At 60.6% G+C, this 14,608-nt stretch carries 12 protein-coding genes; 5 read left to right on the top strand and 7 right to left on the bottom strand.

What is annotated here, in order from left to right:
- The first annotated feature begins 86 nt into the window (after positions 1 to 86).
- From Q8O69_RS11810 to Q8O69_RS11790, 5 genes are all read left to right on the top strand, one after another.
- Positions 87 to 1,856 (top strand): N-acetylglutaminylglutamine amidotransferase, encoded by a 1,770-nt coding sequence (locus tag Q8O69_RS11810; RefSeq protein WP_305592336.1) that lies wholly within the window; start codon positions 87 to 89, stop codon positions 1,854 to 1,856.
- 104 nt (positions 1,857 to 1,960) lie between these two features.
- Positions 1,961 to 3,697 carry an N-acetylglutaminylglutamine synthetase gene (ngg, locus tag Q8O69_RS11805; RefSeq protein WP_305592334.1) on the top strand — a complete coding sequence of 579 codons (1,737 nt, stop codon included), beginning with the start codon at positions 1,961 to 1,963 and terminating at the stop codon, positions 3,695 to 3,697.
- 196 nt (positions 3,698 to 3,893) lie between these two features.
- Entirely contained in the window at positions 3,894 to 5,084 is a 1,191-nt protein-coding gene (locus Q8O69_RS11800) for an osmoprotectant NAGGN system M42 family peptidase (protein ID WP_305592333.1), read from the top strand.
- Positions 5,085 to 5,164: 80 nt separating this feature from the next.
- Entirely contained in the window at positions 5,165 to 7,918 is a 2,754-nt protein-coding gene (locus tag Q8O69_RS11795; RefSeq protein ID WP_305592331.1) for a hybrid sensor histidine kinase/response regulator, read from the top strand.
- Between the two features lie 69 nt (positions 7,919 to 7,987).
- Positions 7,988 to 8,227, top strand: a complete 240-nt coding sequence (locus Q8O69_RS11790; RefSeq protein ID WP_305592329.1) for a YheU family protein — start codon at positions 7,988 to 7,990, stop codon at positions 8,225 to 8,227.
- Positions 8,228 to 8,330: 103 nt separating this feature from the next.
- Here the strand turns inward: Q8O69_RS11790 and Q8O69_RS11785 are convergent, their stop codons facing one another.
- The 7 genes from Q8O69_RS11785 to Q8O69_RS11755 all read right to left on the bottom strand — a co-directional run.
- On the bottom strand, positions 8,331 to 8,759 hold the full coding sequence (locus tag Q8O69_RS11785; RefSeq protein ID WP_305592327.1) for a hypothetical protein: 429 nt from the start codon (positions 8,757 to 8,759) through the stop codon (positions 8,331 to 8,333).
- 110 nt (positions 8,760 to 8,869) lie between these two features.
- Entirely contained in the window at positions 8,870 to 10,036 is a 1,167-nt protein-coding gene (locus Q8O69_RS11780) for a CynX/NimT family MFS transporter (RefSeq protein WP_305592325.1), read from the bottom strand.
- A gap of 128 nt (positions 10,037 to 10,164) precedes the next feature.
- Positions 10,165 to 10,971 carry an SDR family oxidoreductase gene (locus Q8O69_RS11775; protein WP_275961367.1) on the bottom strand — a complete coding sequence of 269 codons (807 nt, stop codon included), beginning with the start codon at positions 10,969 to 10,971 and terminating at the stop codon, positions 10,165 to 10,167.
- Positions 10,972 to 11,076: 105 nt separating this feature from the next.
- Positions 11,077 to 11,448: a DUF2784 domain-containing protein gene (locus Q8O69_RS11770; protein WP_305592323.1), complete on the bottom strand. Its 372-nt coding sequence runs from the start codon at positions 11,446 to 11,448 to the stop codon at positions 11,077 to 11,079.
- 125 nt (positions 11,449 to 11,573) lie between these two features.
- The gene (locus tag Q8O69_RS11765) at positions 11,574 to 11,897 is read right to left on the bottom strand and encodes a helix-hairpin-helix domain-containing protein (protein WP_305592321.1); all 324 of its coding nucleotides are present in this window, start codon (positions 11,895 to 11,897) and stop codon (positions 11,574 to 11,576) included.
- Between the two features lie 161 nt (positions 11,898 to 12,058).
- On the bottom strand, positions 12,059 to 13,987 hold the full coding sequence (locus Q8O69_RS11760; RefSeq protein WP_371136121.1) for a polysaccharide biosynthesis protein: 1,929 nt from the start codon (positions 13,985 to 13,987) through the stop codon (positions 12,059 to 12,061).
- Positions 13,988 to 14,100: 113 nt separating this feature from the next.
- Positions 14,101 to 14,608, bottom strand: a 508-nt coding sequence (locus tag Q8O69_RS11755) for a DegT/DnrJ/EryC1/StrS family aminotransferase (RefSeq protein WP_305592317.1), incomplete at its 5' end; no start/stop codon positions are given.

Below are 14,608 nucleotides of genomic sequence, written 5' to 3'. Positions count from 1 at the left end.
CTTTGACATGAAATCATTATTTTGTTTTGGTGTAAAAGGTTCGGCTGCCCCGAACCACTCCCCAACGGCAATACCGGTAAGGAATTATGTGCGCAATCGCTGGAGAATTACGTTTTGATCAACGACCGGCCGACCTGGCTGCAGTCGAGCGAATCACCCGCCACATGGCCGCTCGTGGCCCCGATGCCCACGGCCTCTTCAGCCAGGGTCCGTTAGCCCTCGGCCATCGCCGCCTGAAAATCATGGACCTGGCCGAAGCGTCCGGCCAGCCGATGGTCGACAGCGAGCTGGGCCTGACGATGGTGTTTAACGGCGCCATCTACAACTACCCGGAACTGCGCGAAGAGCTGAAAGCCCTCGGCTATCGCTTCTTCTCCGGTGGCGACAGCGAAGTGCTGCTCAAGGGCTATCACGCCTGGGGCACCGACCTGCTGCCCAAGCTCAATGGCATGTTCGCTTTTGCCATCTGGGAGCGTGACAGCCAGCAGCTGTTCATCGCCCGTGACCGCCTCGGGGTCAAGCCGCTGTACTTGTCACGCACGAGCGAACGCCTGCGCTTTGCTTCCAGCCTGCCGGCACTGCTGGCCGGCGGTGATATCGGCAAGACCCTCGACCCCGTCGCCCTCAACCACTACCTGAACTTCCACGCCGTGGTACCCGCGCCGCGCACCCTGCTGGCCGGGGTAGAGAAACTGCCGCCTGCCAGTTGGATGCGCATCGACGCCCAGGGCAACTGTGAGCAGCAGACCTGGTGGAACCTGACATTCGGCCCGCAGCGCGATGAAATCGCCTTCGGCCTGGAAGAATGGCAAGAGCGCGTGCTCGACGGCATGCGCCAGGCGGTAGCGATCCGCCAGCGCGCCGCAGTGGACGTCGGTGTGCTGCTTTCCGGCGGCGTCGACTCGAGCATGCTGGTCGGCCTGCTGCGTGAAGCCGGGGTGGAAAACCTGTCGACCTTCTCTATCGGCTTTCAGGATGCTGGCGGCGAGCGCGGCGACGAGTTCCAGTATTCCGACCTGATCGCCGAGCACTTCGCCACCCGCCACCATCAGCTGCGCATCGGTGAGCACGAGATTCTCGAACAGCTGCCCGCGGCCTTTCGCGCCATGAGCGAGCCGATGGTCAGCCACGACTGCATCGCTTTCTACCTGCTGTCACGCGAGGTGGCCAAGCACTGCAAGGTGGTGCAGAGCGGCCAGGGCGCCGATGAACTGTTCGCCGGCTACCACTGGTACCCGCAGGTGGACGCCGCCGAAGATGCCTTCGGTGCTTACCGCGCGGCGTTCTTCGACCGCGACTACGACGAATACGCCGCCTGCGTGCAGCCTGAGTGGTTGACCGGCGACATGGCCGGCGACTTCGTCCGTGAGCATTTCGCCCAGCCCGGCGCCGTGGCCGCGGTAGACAAGGCACTGCGCTTGGACAGCACGGTGATGCTGGTCGATGACCCGGTCAAACGGGTCGACAACATGACCATGGCCTGGGGCCTGGAGGCGCGCACGCCGTTCCTCGACTACCGCCTGGCCGAGCTTTCAGCGCGCATTCCAGGGCGATTCAAGCTGCCCGATGGCGGCAAGCATGTGCTCAAGGAAGCCGCGCGCCAGGTGATCCCCAGCGCAGTGATCGACCGGCCCAAGGGGTACTTCCCGGTGCCCGGCCTCAAGCATCTGCAAGGCGCAACCCTGGGCTGGGTGCGCGACCTGCTGCTCGACCCCAGCCAGGATCGTGGCCTGTTCAACCCGGCCATGCTGGATCGTTTGCTGAGTGACCCGCACGGCCAACTGACGCCTTTGCGCGGCTCCAAGCTGTGGCAGTTGGCCGCGCTGAATCTCTGGTTGAACGAACACGGCCTGTAGACCTCGGCAACACCGCCGTAGCCCGGATGCAATCCGGGGGTGTTGCGGCTCAAACCCACAACCTGGCTCAGCCCAGGCCAAGCGAATGAGCAAAGGACTCCCCAATGCGTGCCACTGCCTTTAATCAACGCCTGCTGCGCGGCCAAGCGCCCTCCTACGAGCGCCTGCAGGCGCGCCTGGCCGAGGACCACAACGCCCCGCGCAGCGAGCCGCACGCCGTGCACTGCGGCTGGGGCCGCCTGCTGCTCGGTCACACCTACCCGGATGCTGCCGCCCTGGCCAGCGACCTGCTGACCGAACAGCCTGGCGAGCGCGATATCGCCCTGTATGTCGCCGCGCCGCACCAGGTGCTCGCGCAGGCGCCGCAGCAGCTGTTTCTCGACCCATCCGACACCATGCGCCTGTGGTTTACCGACTACCGCCCGGCACGCCGGGGCTTTCGCGGTTACCGCGTACGCCGCGCGCAGAATGCCGAGAACTGGCAGTCGATCAACGAGCTGTATCAACTGCGCGGCATGCTACCGATCGATACGGGCAAACTCACTCCGCGCCACCTTGGCGGCCCGGTGTATTGGCTGGCCGAGGATGAAGACAGCGGCGCGGTGATCGGCAGCGTCATGGGCCTCAATCACCACAAGGCCTGCCAGGACCCGGAGCACGGCAGCAGCCTGTGGTGCCTGGCGGTCGACCCACGCTGCAGCCGACCCGGTGTCGGCGAGGTGCTGGTGCGCCACCTGATCGAACACTTTATGAGTCGCGGCCTGAGTTACCTCGATCTGTCCGTGCTGCACGACAACCAGCAGGCCAAGGGGCTGTACGCCAAACTGGGCTTTCGCGAGCTGCAGACCTTTAGCATCAAGCGCAAAAACGGCATCAACGAAGCACTGTTCCTCGGCCCCGGCCCACACACACCGATGAACCCTTATGCGCGGATCATCGTCGATGAAGCGCTGCGACGCGGCATCGAAGTGCAGGTCGACGATGCCGACGCCGGGCTATTTACCTTGAGCCACGGCGGCCGGCGCATCCGCTGCCGGGAATCACTGAGCGACCTGACCAGCGCGGTGAGCATGACCCTGTGCCAGGACAAGCGCCTGACCCATCGCGCCCTGGCCCGCGCCGGCTTGCACCTGCCTGCACAGCGCCTGGCCGGCAGTGCCGAAGAAAACGCCGCGTTTCTCGCCGAGCACGGCAGCCTGGTGGTCAAGCCGGTGGATGGCGAACAGGGCCAGGGCGTAGCGGTGGACCTGCGCACGCCGCTGGATGTGCAGGACGCCATCGAGCGCGCCAGCAGCTTCGACAGCCGCGTGCTGCTGGAAAGTTTCCATCCAGGCTGCGACCTGCGAATTCTGGTGATCGGCTTTGCCGTGGTCGCCGCCGCCATTCGCCGCCCAGCCGAAGTGATCGGCGATGGTCAGCACAGCATTGGCGAGCTGATCGATGCACAGAGCCGCCGCCGGCAGGCCGCCACCGAAGGCGAAAGCCGCATCCCCAAGGACGCCGAAACCCTGCGCACCCTGCATGCCGCAGGGGTCGACTACGACAGCGTGCTACCCGCCGGCCAGCGCCTGGCCGTGCGCAAAACCGCCAACCTGCACACCGGCGGCAGCCTGGAAGATGTCACCGAGATCCTCCACCCGGTGCTGGCCGATGCCGCAGTCAAAGCCGCCCGTGCCCTGGATATCCCGGTGGTCGGCCTTGACCTGCTGGTGCCTGCGGCCGATCAACCCGACTACGTGTTTATCGAGGCCAACGAACGCGCTGGCCTGGCCAACCACCAGCCGCAACCCACCGCCGAGCGCTTTATCGACCTGCTGTTTCCGCTTAGCCAGGTGGATTGAAACATCATCAGAACCGCGATATGCGGCGCAATCCGGGTCACTACCAGCCCGGTTGCAGCAAGGCTTATGAGGGCCAGCACTGCGTAGGGTGGATGACGCCTTTCTCATCCACCATGGCGATTTGGTGGATGGATAAAGCGTCATCCACCCTACGAGATCGCAGGCCGCCCAGACAATTTTCGCAAGGAGAACGTATATGCAATCACTCCCCGAACCCGACCTCGTCTATCTGCAAAAAGTGCTGCTGGAAATGCTCGCCATTCCCAGCCCCACCGGTTTTACCGACACCATCGTGCGTTACGTCGCCGAACGCCTGGAGGAGATCGGCATCCCCTTCGAGATGACCCGGCGCGGCACCATTCGCGGCACCCTCAAAGGCAAACAGAGCAGCCCGGACCGCGCGGTTTCAGCGCACCTGGACACCATTGGCGCGATTGTCCGCGAACTGCAGGATAACGGTCGCCTGGGCCTGGCCGCTGTCGGCTGCTGGTCGAGCCGTTTCGCCGAAGGTAGCCGCGTCAGCGTGTTTACCGACCAGGGCGTAATTCGTGGCAGCGTGCTGCCGCTGATGGCCTCGGGGCACGCCTTCAATACCGCCGTGGACCAGTTGCCGATCAGTTGGGACCACGTCGAACTGCGCCTGGACGCATACTGCAGCACCCGCGCCGACTGCGAGTCGCTGGGCATCTCGGTGGGTGACTTCGTCGCCTTCGATCCGCTGCCAGAGTTTACCGAGAGCGGCCATATCAGCGCCCGCCACCTGGATGACAAGGCCGGCGTCGCCGCCCTGCTCACCGCCCTCAAGGCCATCCAGGAAAGCGGCCTGGAACCGGAAATAGACTGCCACCCGCTGTTTACCATCACCGAGGAAGTCGGCTCGGGCGCGGCCGCCGCCCTGCCCTGGGATGTCAGCGAGTTTGTCGGCATCGATATCGCCCCGGTTGCGCCGGGCCAGCAGTCCAGCGAACACACCGTCAGCGTGGCCATGCAGGATTCCGGCGGGCCTTACGACTATCACCTGTCGCGCCAACTGCTGCGCCTGGCCAGCGAACATGAAATCCCGGTACGCCGCGATCTGTTTCGCTACTACCACAGCGATGCACAGTCGGCAGTCACCGCCGGCCACGACATCCGCACCGCCCTGCTGGCCTTCGGTTGCGACGCCACCCACGGCTATGAACGCACGCATATCGACAGCCTCAAAGCACTTAGCCGCCTGCTCGCCGCCTACCTGCTCAGCCCACCGGTATTTGCCAGTGACGCCCAGCCGGCGCAGGGCTCGCTAGAGCGCTTCAGCCATCAACTGGAACACGATGCGCAGATGGAAAGTGATACCCGTGTGCCCACTGTCGACAGCCTGTTACGCCCCCGCGATCAGGACGCTTGAAGGGCTGCGCGCATCCGGGCAAAGTGACGGCATGACGCGGGGCCGGATCAGGCCTCAAATAATAATATTGAGGTCGGTGAATGCCTCGGATATGGCTGGCGGTGGTGCTGTTCTGGCTGTGCGGATCGGCGTGGGCGCTGCAGCCTGCAACGCTGGACAACGCCGACCTGCGCCTGTCACTCGGCCCGTCCATGGCCTACCTGGAAGACCCGCAGGGTGAGCTGAGCATTGAGCAGGTCGGCGCCCTGAGCGATGAGCGCTTTACCCCAGTGAAGGGCGAGCACGCCAACCTCGGCAAGAATGATTCGGTCTGGTGGTTCAAGGTACGCCTGAACAACAGCCTGGCGCAGAATCTGGCCGGCTATCTGGAAGTCAACTATCCGCTGCTCGACCACCTGCAGGTGTTTCTGGCCGGCGCCGATGGCCAGTGGCAGATGCAGGAAAGCGGCGACCGCTATGCCTTCTCCCAGCGCCCGGTGCAGGTGCGCAACTTCTGGTTTCCGCTTGAACTGACACCCGGCGAAAGCACCCTGCTGGTGCGGGTCGAGACCACTAGCACAATCTTTATGCCGCTGTTCTTCAGCACCTACCAGGCCAGTGCCGCCGCCCAGGAAAACCTTATGGGCTTCAACGGCGCGTTCTACGGCGTGCTGTTTGCGATGTTCTGCTACAACCTGTTCCTGTTTATCTCGCTGCGCGAATCTGCCTACCTCTGGTACCTGGCCTACAACCTCAACGTCGGTCTGCTGGCCGCCTGCTTCGATGGCATGCTGTTCAAGCTGCTGCCCGAGCATGTGGCGTTCCAGTCAGTGAGCATCTACATCCTGATGTACCTGCACTGCCTAACGGCCATCCAGTTCAGCCGCCACTTCCTGCATGCGCCGCAGTACTTCCCCCGCCTGGACACCGGCCTGCGCCTATTGATGCTGGCCTGTGCCGGCTGCCTGCTGTCGGTGCCGCTGATCGGCTTCGCTGCCTGGAATATTCTGGCCAGCGTCACCGTCTCGCTGGTTTCACTGATCCTGCTCCTCACCGGCCTCTACGTGTGGCGGCGCGGCGTACGTTACGGCTCCTATTACACCCTGGCCTGGGCCATTCTGCTGTTCGCCTTTATCCAGGCCACCACCGGCTCGTTGGGCCTGGAAGTGCTGGGCGTGTTCGGCGCCACGGTGGTGAAGATCGGCGTGACCATCGAACTGATCACCCTGTCCATTGGACTGGCCGACCGCATCAACCTGCTCAAGGAAGAAGGCTTCCAGTCGCGCCGCGCCGCCGAACAGGCAGAAATCGAAAATCAGGCCAAGAGCCGCTTCCTGGCCAAGATGAGCCACGAAATCCGCACCCCACTCAACGGCGTGCTGGGCATGCTGCAGCTGCTCAAGGAAACCCCGCTGGATCGCAGCCAGCGCTTCTACGTCGACACCATTTCCAGCTCCGGCAGTTCGCTGATGGCGGTGATCAACGACATCCTCGATTACGCACGCATCGAATCCGGCAAGCTCAGCCTGGAACATATCGAGTTCGATCTGGAAGAGTTGATTTCCGACACCCTCAGCCTGTTCACCGGACAAGCCCTGGACAAGCGCCTGCGCCTCTACGTCAGCCTGGAAAGTGGCGTACCACGGCGCGCCCAGGGCGACCCGACGCGGCTTAAGCAGGTGCTGATGAACCTGCTCAGCAATGCCCTGAAATTCACTGCCGAAGGCCACGTGGCGCTAAACGTCTGCCGGCGCAATGATTCCCAGGGCAAACCGCATTTGGTGTTCGCCATCAGCGACAGCGGTATCGGCATCAGTGACAAAGGCCTGACTCAGCTGTTCGAATCCTTCGCTCAGGGCGACTCCAGCACCACCCGTCGTTACGGCGGCAGCGGTCTGGGCCTGGCGATCAGCAAAGAGCTGGTGGAGATGATGGGCGGGCGCATCGAAGTGCAGAGCACTCCGGGTCAAGGCACACGCTTCGCCTTTGATATTCCACAAGGGGATGATGCTCTGCCCGTCGACCCGCTGCACGAACTGCTCAAGGGCCGCACCGCGCTGCTTACCTCCCTCGATGGCCTCGGCCTGGATGCTTTGAGCCGCCTGCTCGGGCGCTGGGGCATGCGCACCGAACGCTGCCAGAACCCGGAAACCCTGCTCGGCTACCTGGAGGATTTCGCCGCCCCGCCGCTGCTGGTACTGATGGCGCCGTGGCCGGGCAGCATCCAGCACTGGCTGGACTCGCTGCGTCCGCTGCTGCAGCCTGGGCAACGCGTGCTGCTGCTTTGCGCGCCGGAGCAATGCCAGCAACTGCCCAGCTCCGCCGGCCTACGCCTGCTCGGCCTGCCGCAACCGCTGGCAATCAATGCCCTGCGCAGTGCGCTGCTGGAGCTCTACGAAGAACCGCGAGCGGCGGAAATCAAACCGCTGCCAAAAACCTACCACGACACCGGCAGCACGCCGTGCATCCTGGTGGCCGAAGACAACCCGGTGAATCAGCTGGTGGTGCAGGGCTTTCTGAAAAAGCGCGGCTACAACGTACGCCTGGTGACTAACGGCCTGGCCGCCCTCAATGAATACCAGCGCGACCCGAGCGCCACGCAACTGATCCTGATGGACTGCGAAATGCCGGAGATGGACGGCTTCGAAGCCACCCGACAGATCCGCCGCCTGGAACGTCAACACAACCTGCCGGCCGTGCCGATCATTGCCCTGACCGCGCATATTCTCGATGAGCACCGCCAGCACGGGGTCGAGTCTGGAATGAATGACTTCCTCGGCAAACCGCTGGACAGCGCCAAGCTGTACAGCACCCTGGAAATCTACCTGCAACCGACAGAACCGCCCGCGCAGTAACGGCGCAGCAAACATGGCCAGCCAAGGCTGCGCGCGTTAGCATCCGCGCTGCGCTCTGGAGGCCCTACCGTGCTGATTCCTTATCACCTGCTCGAAGCTGACACCCTGACCCGTCTGATCGAAGACTTCGTCACCCGCGACGGCACCGACAATGGCGATGAAACCCCGCTGGATACGCGTATCGAACGGGTACGCCACGCGCTGAGCAAAGGCCAGGCGGTGATTGTGTTTGATGCGGAGAGCCAGCAATGCCAGCTGGCACTGAAACGCGATGTGCCGAAAGAGTGGTTGGATGCGCTTGAGGAATAAACGCCGCAGAGTAACCTCATCCTCGTAGGTTGGTGCTGAGCGCAGCGAGGCCCAACAAGGCGACATGTTCGTTGGGCTTCGTCGCTGCGCGCCTCAACCCAACCTACCCGCGCAGGCCGCCCTCGCGCTCCCAGGCGCAACGCACGCGCAACTCACCTTCCTGCGGACTGTGAAAGCCGCCATCCGACTCCCAACGAAAGGTGTGCGTGCCGTTCAGCTCAGTTTCCAGATGCACAACCGCGCTGGCCCAATACAAACGCTTGAGCAGCGCCTCGAACTGCTTGATCCACAGGCTCCACTCATACTCCACCGTGCGGTAGCTGGCGCCGAAGTGGATCACCTGGGTCTGGTACAGGCCGTCACCCGGCTGCTCGCAACAGGCAAACATCTCCCGCCCAAGAAAACTCCAGGCATCGCCTGCCGGTAGCTCATCGAGCACCTGCCGGTTGATTTCACGACGCAGACGGCTTTCCGCCGGACTGTCCGACGGCCAGTCACGGATGCAACCATAAACGATGGATTCGGACTCCACGCAGGCACTCCAGCAAATCAAGGCTGCCTTCTATCACAGCCGCCCAGGCCAAGGAAGGAACTGCTGCCAAATAAGCGTCAGCACAGCGCCGCAACGACGCCTGACCGGCGTCAGTTATGGGCGCGCTTCGGGCCGCGGCGCATCATCCAGGCCAGCAGCGTCATCAGCACCGCAAGCCCGGTGAGCACCATAAACGGCAACTGGTAGTTACCCGCAAGATCGCGCGCCAGACCGGTCAATACCGGCGTCAGACAGGCAATGCTGTAACCCATGCACAGCATCATCGCCGTCCAGCGGCTGACTGCCAGGGGCGAGCCCGCCTCGTACAACGGCAGCACCAACGACAAGGCAAAGGAGCCGCCCAGGCCAAAGCCGATGGTCACCGCCCACAACTCGGGTAGCACGGAAGGCTGGAAGGTGATCATCGCCAGGCTGATCGACGACAACAGCCCGCAGCCCACCAGCAGCAGGTAGCGATTCTTGAAACGCTGCGCCAACCAGGGCAGCAAAAATGCGCTGGGCAGGCCCATCAGCATCGACACACTGAACAGGCTGTTGCTGTGCATCAGGCTCAGGCCCGCTTCGTGATAACGCGCTACAGCCCAGGTGGCGAGGGCATAAAACAAACCGGCCTGAATGGCAAAAAATGCGCTGATCAACCATGCACGCGGCTGCCGCCAGGGCAGCCCCATGCCGCCCTCCTCGCTCTCGCTTTCGACCCGGTTCGGCAGGCACAGCCAAAGCACTAGCCCGACTACAGCCGGCAGTGCCCAGATGGCCAGACCGTAGGTCCAGTCATTACCCAGCCACTGCGTCGCCGGGATGGTGAGCACCGCACCACCGGCGCCACCAACCGCCATACTCAGCGAATACCAGCCCACCACGCTGCCCATACGCCCGGCAAAGTGCCGTTTGATAAAGCCCGACAGCAACGGCCCGGCAACCGCGATGGCCGCGCCCAGCAGCACCGCACTGCCAATCAGAATCACACTGGCATGCCCCACCGCACGCAGCAGCAACGCCACTGCGATCACCGCCATGCACAGGGCGATGGTGCGCTCGAGACCAAGACGCACGGCCAAACGCGGCGCAAAAGGTGCCAACAAACCCATGCACAACACGGGCAATGCAGTAGTGAGGCTGATCAGGCTGCGGCTCAAGGCCAGTTCTTCGGCAATCCGCTCGATCAGCGGTGCCAGGGAGGTGATACCGGGCCGCAAGTTGATTGCGGCCAGGATCAGGGCCAGCAACAGCATGGCCCGCGGGAAAGGTTTCACAGTAAATCCATCAGTTTCGCGGCCATGCCGACATGACCGCAAACCTTAGAACGCAAGCTCATCGCAGACAACCCCGAACGGCGATTAAGTTGACCTTTAAATCAACTAACTCACGTCACCACGGCCTGTCACTTGGCGCGCGGCGCACGCATCTTGTCGGCCATGCTGGTCATTTCGTTGTACAGCAATTGCGGGTTCTTCTGCTTCAACGCCCAGGCCATACGGCCCTGCTCGTGGGGCAGAATCATAAATTCGCCTTTGCCGATTTCCTGGTAGATGTAATCGGCAATATCCGCCGCACTGATCGGCGAGCTTTCCAGCAGCTTACCAACCTGCGCCTTCATCGCCGGCGTCGGGCCGCGGAATGAGTCCAGCAGGTTGGTCTGGAAGAACGATGGGCACACCACATGCACGCTGACTTCATGCAGCTTCAACTCGATCAACAGGCTTTCCGACAACGCCACAACACCGGCCTTGGCCACGTTGTAGTTGCTCATCGCCGGGCCCTGCATCAAAGCCGCCATGGAGGCGATATTGACGATCTTGCCTTTGCTCTTTTCCAGCAGCGGCAGGAAGGCCTTGCAGCCCTTGACCACGCCCATCAGGTTGATCGCGATCTGCCAGTCCCAATCCTCCAGCGACAACTCGCTGAAGAAACCGCCGGAGGCAACGCCAGCGTTATTGACGATCACATCGATACCGCCGAGCTTCTCCTCACAGGCCTGGGCAAACGCGGTCAGCTGACTGTAATCACGCACGTCGCAGCGTTGGGTGAAACCATCGCCACCCGCCTCACGAACCATCTGCAGGGTTTCCACCAAGCCCGGCTCGTTGACATCCGACAGCGCCAACTGCCAGCCCTCACGCGCCCAACGCAGGGCAATCTCACGCCCCAAACCCGAACCCGCGCCGGTGATCATCATGCGATTTTGCATAGGAAAGCTGCCTTGTAATGCGGTGATTGATGGGGCCAGTGTAGCCGGGGAAATTATCTTGCCTGCACACCATCATCCTTCTGAATAAGGCGGCCTAAGCTCAACTCACGGCCGCCGCCAGCGCTGCCAGAGCAATCCACCATATATCAGCGTATTGAGCAGCAGGACGAACAGCCCCAAGCCAATCTGAATCTGCGGCGTCAACCCAGCCGGGTAGATGATCGGCAGCAAATAGTGCTCAACAAAACCACCGCTATACCCCGCCTGCCCTGCAGCCAGACGCAGGCTGCGCTCCAGTGGCGTCAGCGGACAAGGCCAATGCATCAACTCCACCAACACACCCCACAAGGCCGCCGGCACATGCAACCAAACCAACCCGCGCCAATGCCACACCAGCAACCCACCCAACACCGCAAATAGAATAAACAGCAGATGCACAACTACCACTCCATCTGCCGCAACAGCCAACCAAAACATAAATTGCCTCGTTGTTAATCCCTGACCTTATTACAAGCGCATAACACGCACAGTATTCAAAACATGATCGCCAGAATGCAAAAAGGCCGGTTAATAACCGGCCTTAATTAAAACAACTGAACGCGTCAGTTAATACTCAACTTGTCGCGATTCTTCTCCAGCGTTGCCTCGCCAATACCCTTGACCTCCAGCAACTCATCCACCGAAGCAAAGTCGCCGTGCTCATCACGATAAGCAACAATTGCCTGCGCCTTGACCTCACCAATCCCCAACAACTCACGTTGCAGAGTGGCAGCATCAGCCGTATTGAGATTGACCTTACCGACTTGAGCCACTTCAGCTGTTTTAACAGCAGGAGCTGGCTGGGTCTGCGTTTCAGCGGCAGAAACCGCCAAGGACATGGAAGCAAGAACAGCGAACAGCAGAGAAGACAGTTTGGCTTTTAGCATGTAGTGCATCCTTTCGTTAGTTTTCATCGACGTGGGATTTCCTCTCCACGCTTTGAAAACTAGCTGCTGCCATGCACTTGTCAAATAACTCTGTGCATCACTGATGCCGATCAGCAAAACCTGCAGCCGTACCCTGCTCAACCAGGCCTTACGGCACAACCCTACGGTTCCAGCCGACGCTTCACGTGTATCCAGTCAACAATCTCGCCTTCAGGTTTGTAACCACTGACCGTTTCACGCAACAACTGGCGCACGCGGTCATAGTCATCACGTTCAACAGCAGCCAGCAACTCGTTCAAGCGCACCTTGAACTGCTCCCATGGCAGGTGCTCCTCATTGGCGCGCATGATCATCGGATGCTCCGTAGGGCTGACGTTATCGCCGATCAACAGTTCCTCGTAGAGTTTCTCGCCAGGACGCAGACCGGTAAATTCAATAGCGATATCACCGTGAGGGTTCTTGGCAGAGCGTACGCTCAGGCCACTGAGATGAATCATTTTTTCCGCCAGCTCGGCAATTTTGACCGGTTCACCCATATCCAGCACAAACACATCCCCGCCCTTGCCCATGGCTCCAGCCTGGATCACCAACTGCGCCGCCTCCGGGATGGTCATAAAGTAACGAGTGATATTCGGATGAGTGACCGTAACCGGGCCGCCTTTGCGAATCTGTTCATGGAACAGCGGTATGACGGAGCCGGAAGAGCCCAGTACATTGCCAAAGCGCACCATGGTAAATCGTGTCTTGTTCAACTGACGCAGCGCCTTATCATCCTCAAACAAGACTGGCGCCGACTCGCGACTAAGAGCCTGGAGCACCATCTCGGCCAAACGCTTGGTACTACCCATGACATTGGTCGGACGTACTGCCTTGTCGGTGGAGATCAGCACAAAATTACTCACGCCAGCCCTGATCGCCGCTTGCGCAGTATTCAGCGTGCCCACCAGGTTATTCAGCACTCCTTCGGCAATATTGTGCTCCACCATCGGTACATGCTTATAGGCTGCAGCGTGATAGACCGTATCCACTTTCCAAGCCTGCATCACATCCAACAACCTATCGGGATTACGGATTGAGCCAAGGATAGGTACCAGACGCAACGGCAGCGACTCACGCGTGATACGCGCCTCAAGCTCGCTGTGAATGCTATAAAGATTGAACTCACTGTGTTCGAACAACAACAGCGTTGCAGGCTGATTGAGCAGAATTTGCCGGCATAATTCCGCACCAATCGAGCCACCAGAGCCGGTTACCATCACCACCTGATTACGGATACAGCGCTCAAATAGCACCTGCTGCGGCGGAACGGAATCACGCCCTAACAAGTCGGCTATATCCACCTCCTGAACATCCTCGACTTTAACCCGACCACTAGCCAGATCCATAAAGCCAGGGATACTGCGTACATGCAGCGGGAATTTTTCCAAATCCTCAAGAATTTGCCGCCGCCTCCCCCGCGAAGCAGAAGGCATCGCCAAGAGAATTTCATCGGCGCCGGTTTCATCGATCATTTGTTGGATATGCTTGGAGGTGTACACCCGCAGCCCAGCAATGGTGCGATTGGTGATACCTGAATCATCATCAATAAAGGCAACCGGGCGCATAGCACGGCCCAGCCTGAGCGCCGCAACCAACTGATTACCCGCTGCGCCGGCACCATAAATGGCCACTTTCGGCAAACCACTTTCACGACCTTGCAGGCTGGTGGGTTTATCGGCAGAGAACCAGTCACCCATAAAATACTGGCGCATCATCAAGCGCAGCCCACCAAGCAATACCAGGCTCAGCCACCAGTAGTTGAACACCATAGAGCGCGGAATAAGCATGGGCGCGCCCTGATGCCAATAAACAGCTAGCGCCAGCAATAGCGCCGACAGCGTAACGGCCTTGCCGATAGCCAACAGCGCATCGTTGCCGAAATAGCGCATGACCGCACGGTACATGCCAAAGCGAATAAACAGCGGAATGGCGATAACCGGTGCCAGCACGAACAACCAGGCATGCCCGCCAAGGGGCTCAATAGACTTGCTTTCGCCCAAGCGCACAACAAACGCCAACCACAACGCACTCCAGACAAGCACCACGTCCATGGCAACCTGAATCAGTCGCTTCTGACGTCTTGGCAAACTAACCAGACGAGTGCGCAACTTTTCGGCAAGTCTTAACACATTGACTCCTCAACCCTTTAAAAAGACAGCCGGAACTAACAAGCCTCACTCACCACCTGAGCCAGAACATCACAGGTCTCATTAATTTCTGCGTTTGTAAGCGTCGGATGAACCAGGAACATCAAACTGGTTTCCCCCAGCTCCTTTGCAACGGGCAAGCGATCTACCGGACGCCAGCCTGTATGATCGAACGCTTTCTCCAAATACACCTCTGAGCAAGAGCCCGAAAAACAAGGCACACCTCTAGCAGTGATTTCATTGAGAATACGGTCACGATCCCAACCCGTTTTCAAAGCAGCCGGCTCAACAAACACATAACACTTGTAAGCAGCATGTTTGACTTCAGCCGGCACGGCCGGTACACGCAACCCCGCAAACGCTTGTGCAGACGACCAGATACGCTGGGCATTGGCTAACCGCTTGGAGTGCCAATCCTGCATGCGCTGCAACTGGATACGGCCAATAACTGCTTGAGCTTCCAACATTCGCCAATTGGTGCCAAAACTCTCATGCAACCAACGAAAGCCCGGCGCATGTTGGCGC

The organism is Pseudomonas sp. (assembly GCF_030690725.1).
GTDB lineage: Bacteria > Pseudomonadota > Gammaproteobacteria > Pseudomonadales > Pseudomonadaceae > Aquipseudomonas.
The sequence above is the reverse complement of the archived record's forward strand: the minus strand, read 5'-3'. Positions and strand labels throughout refer to the sequence as shown.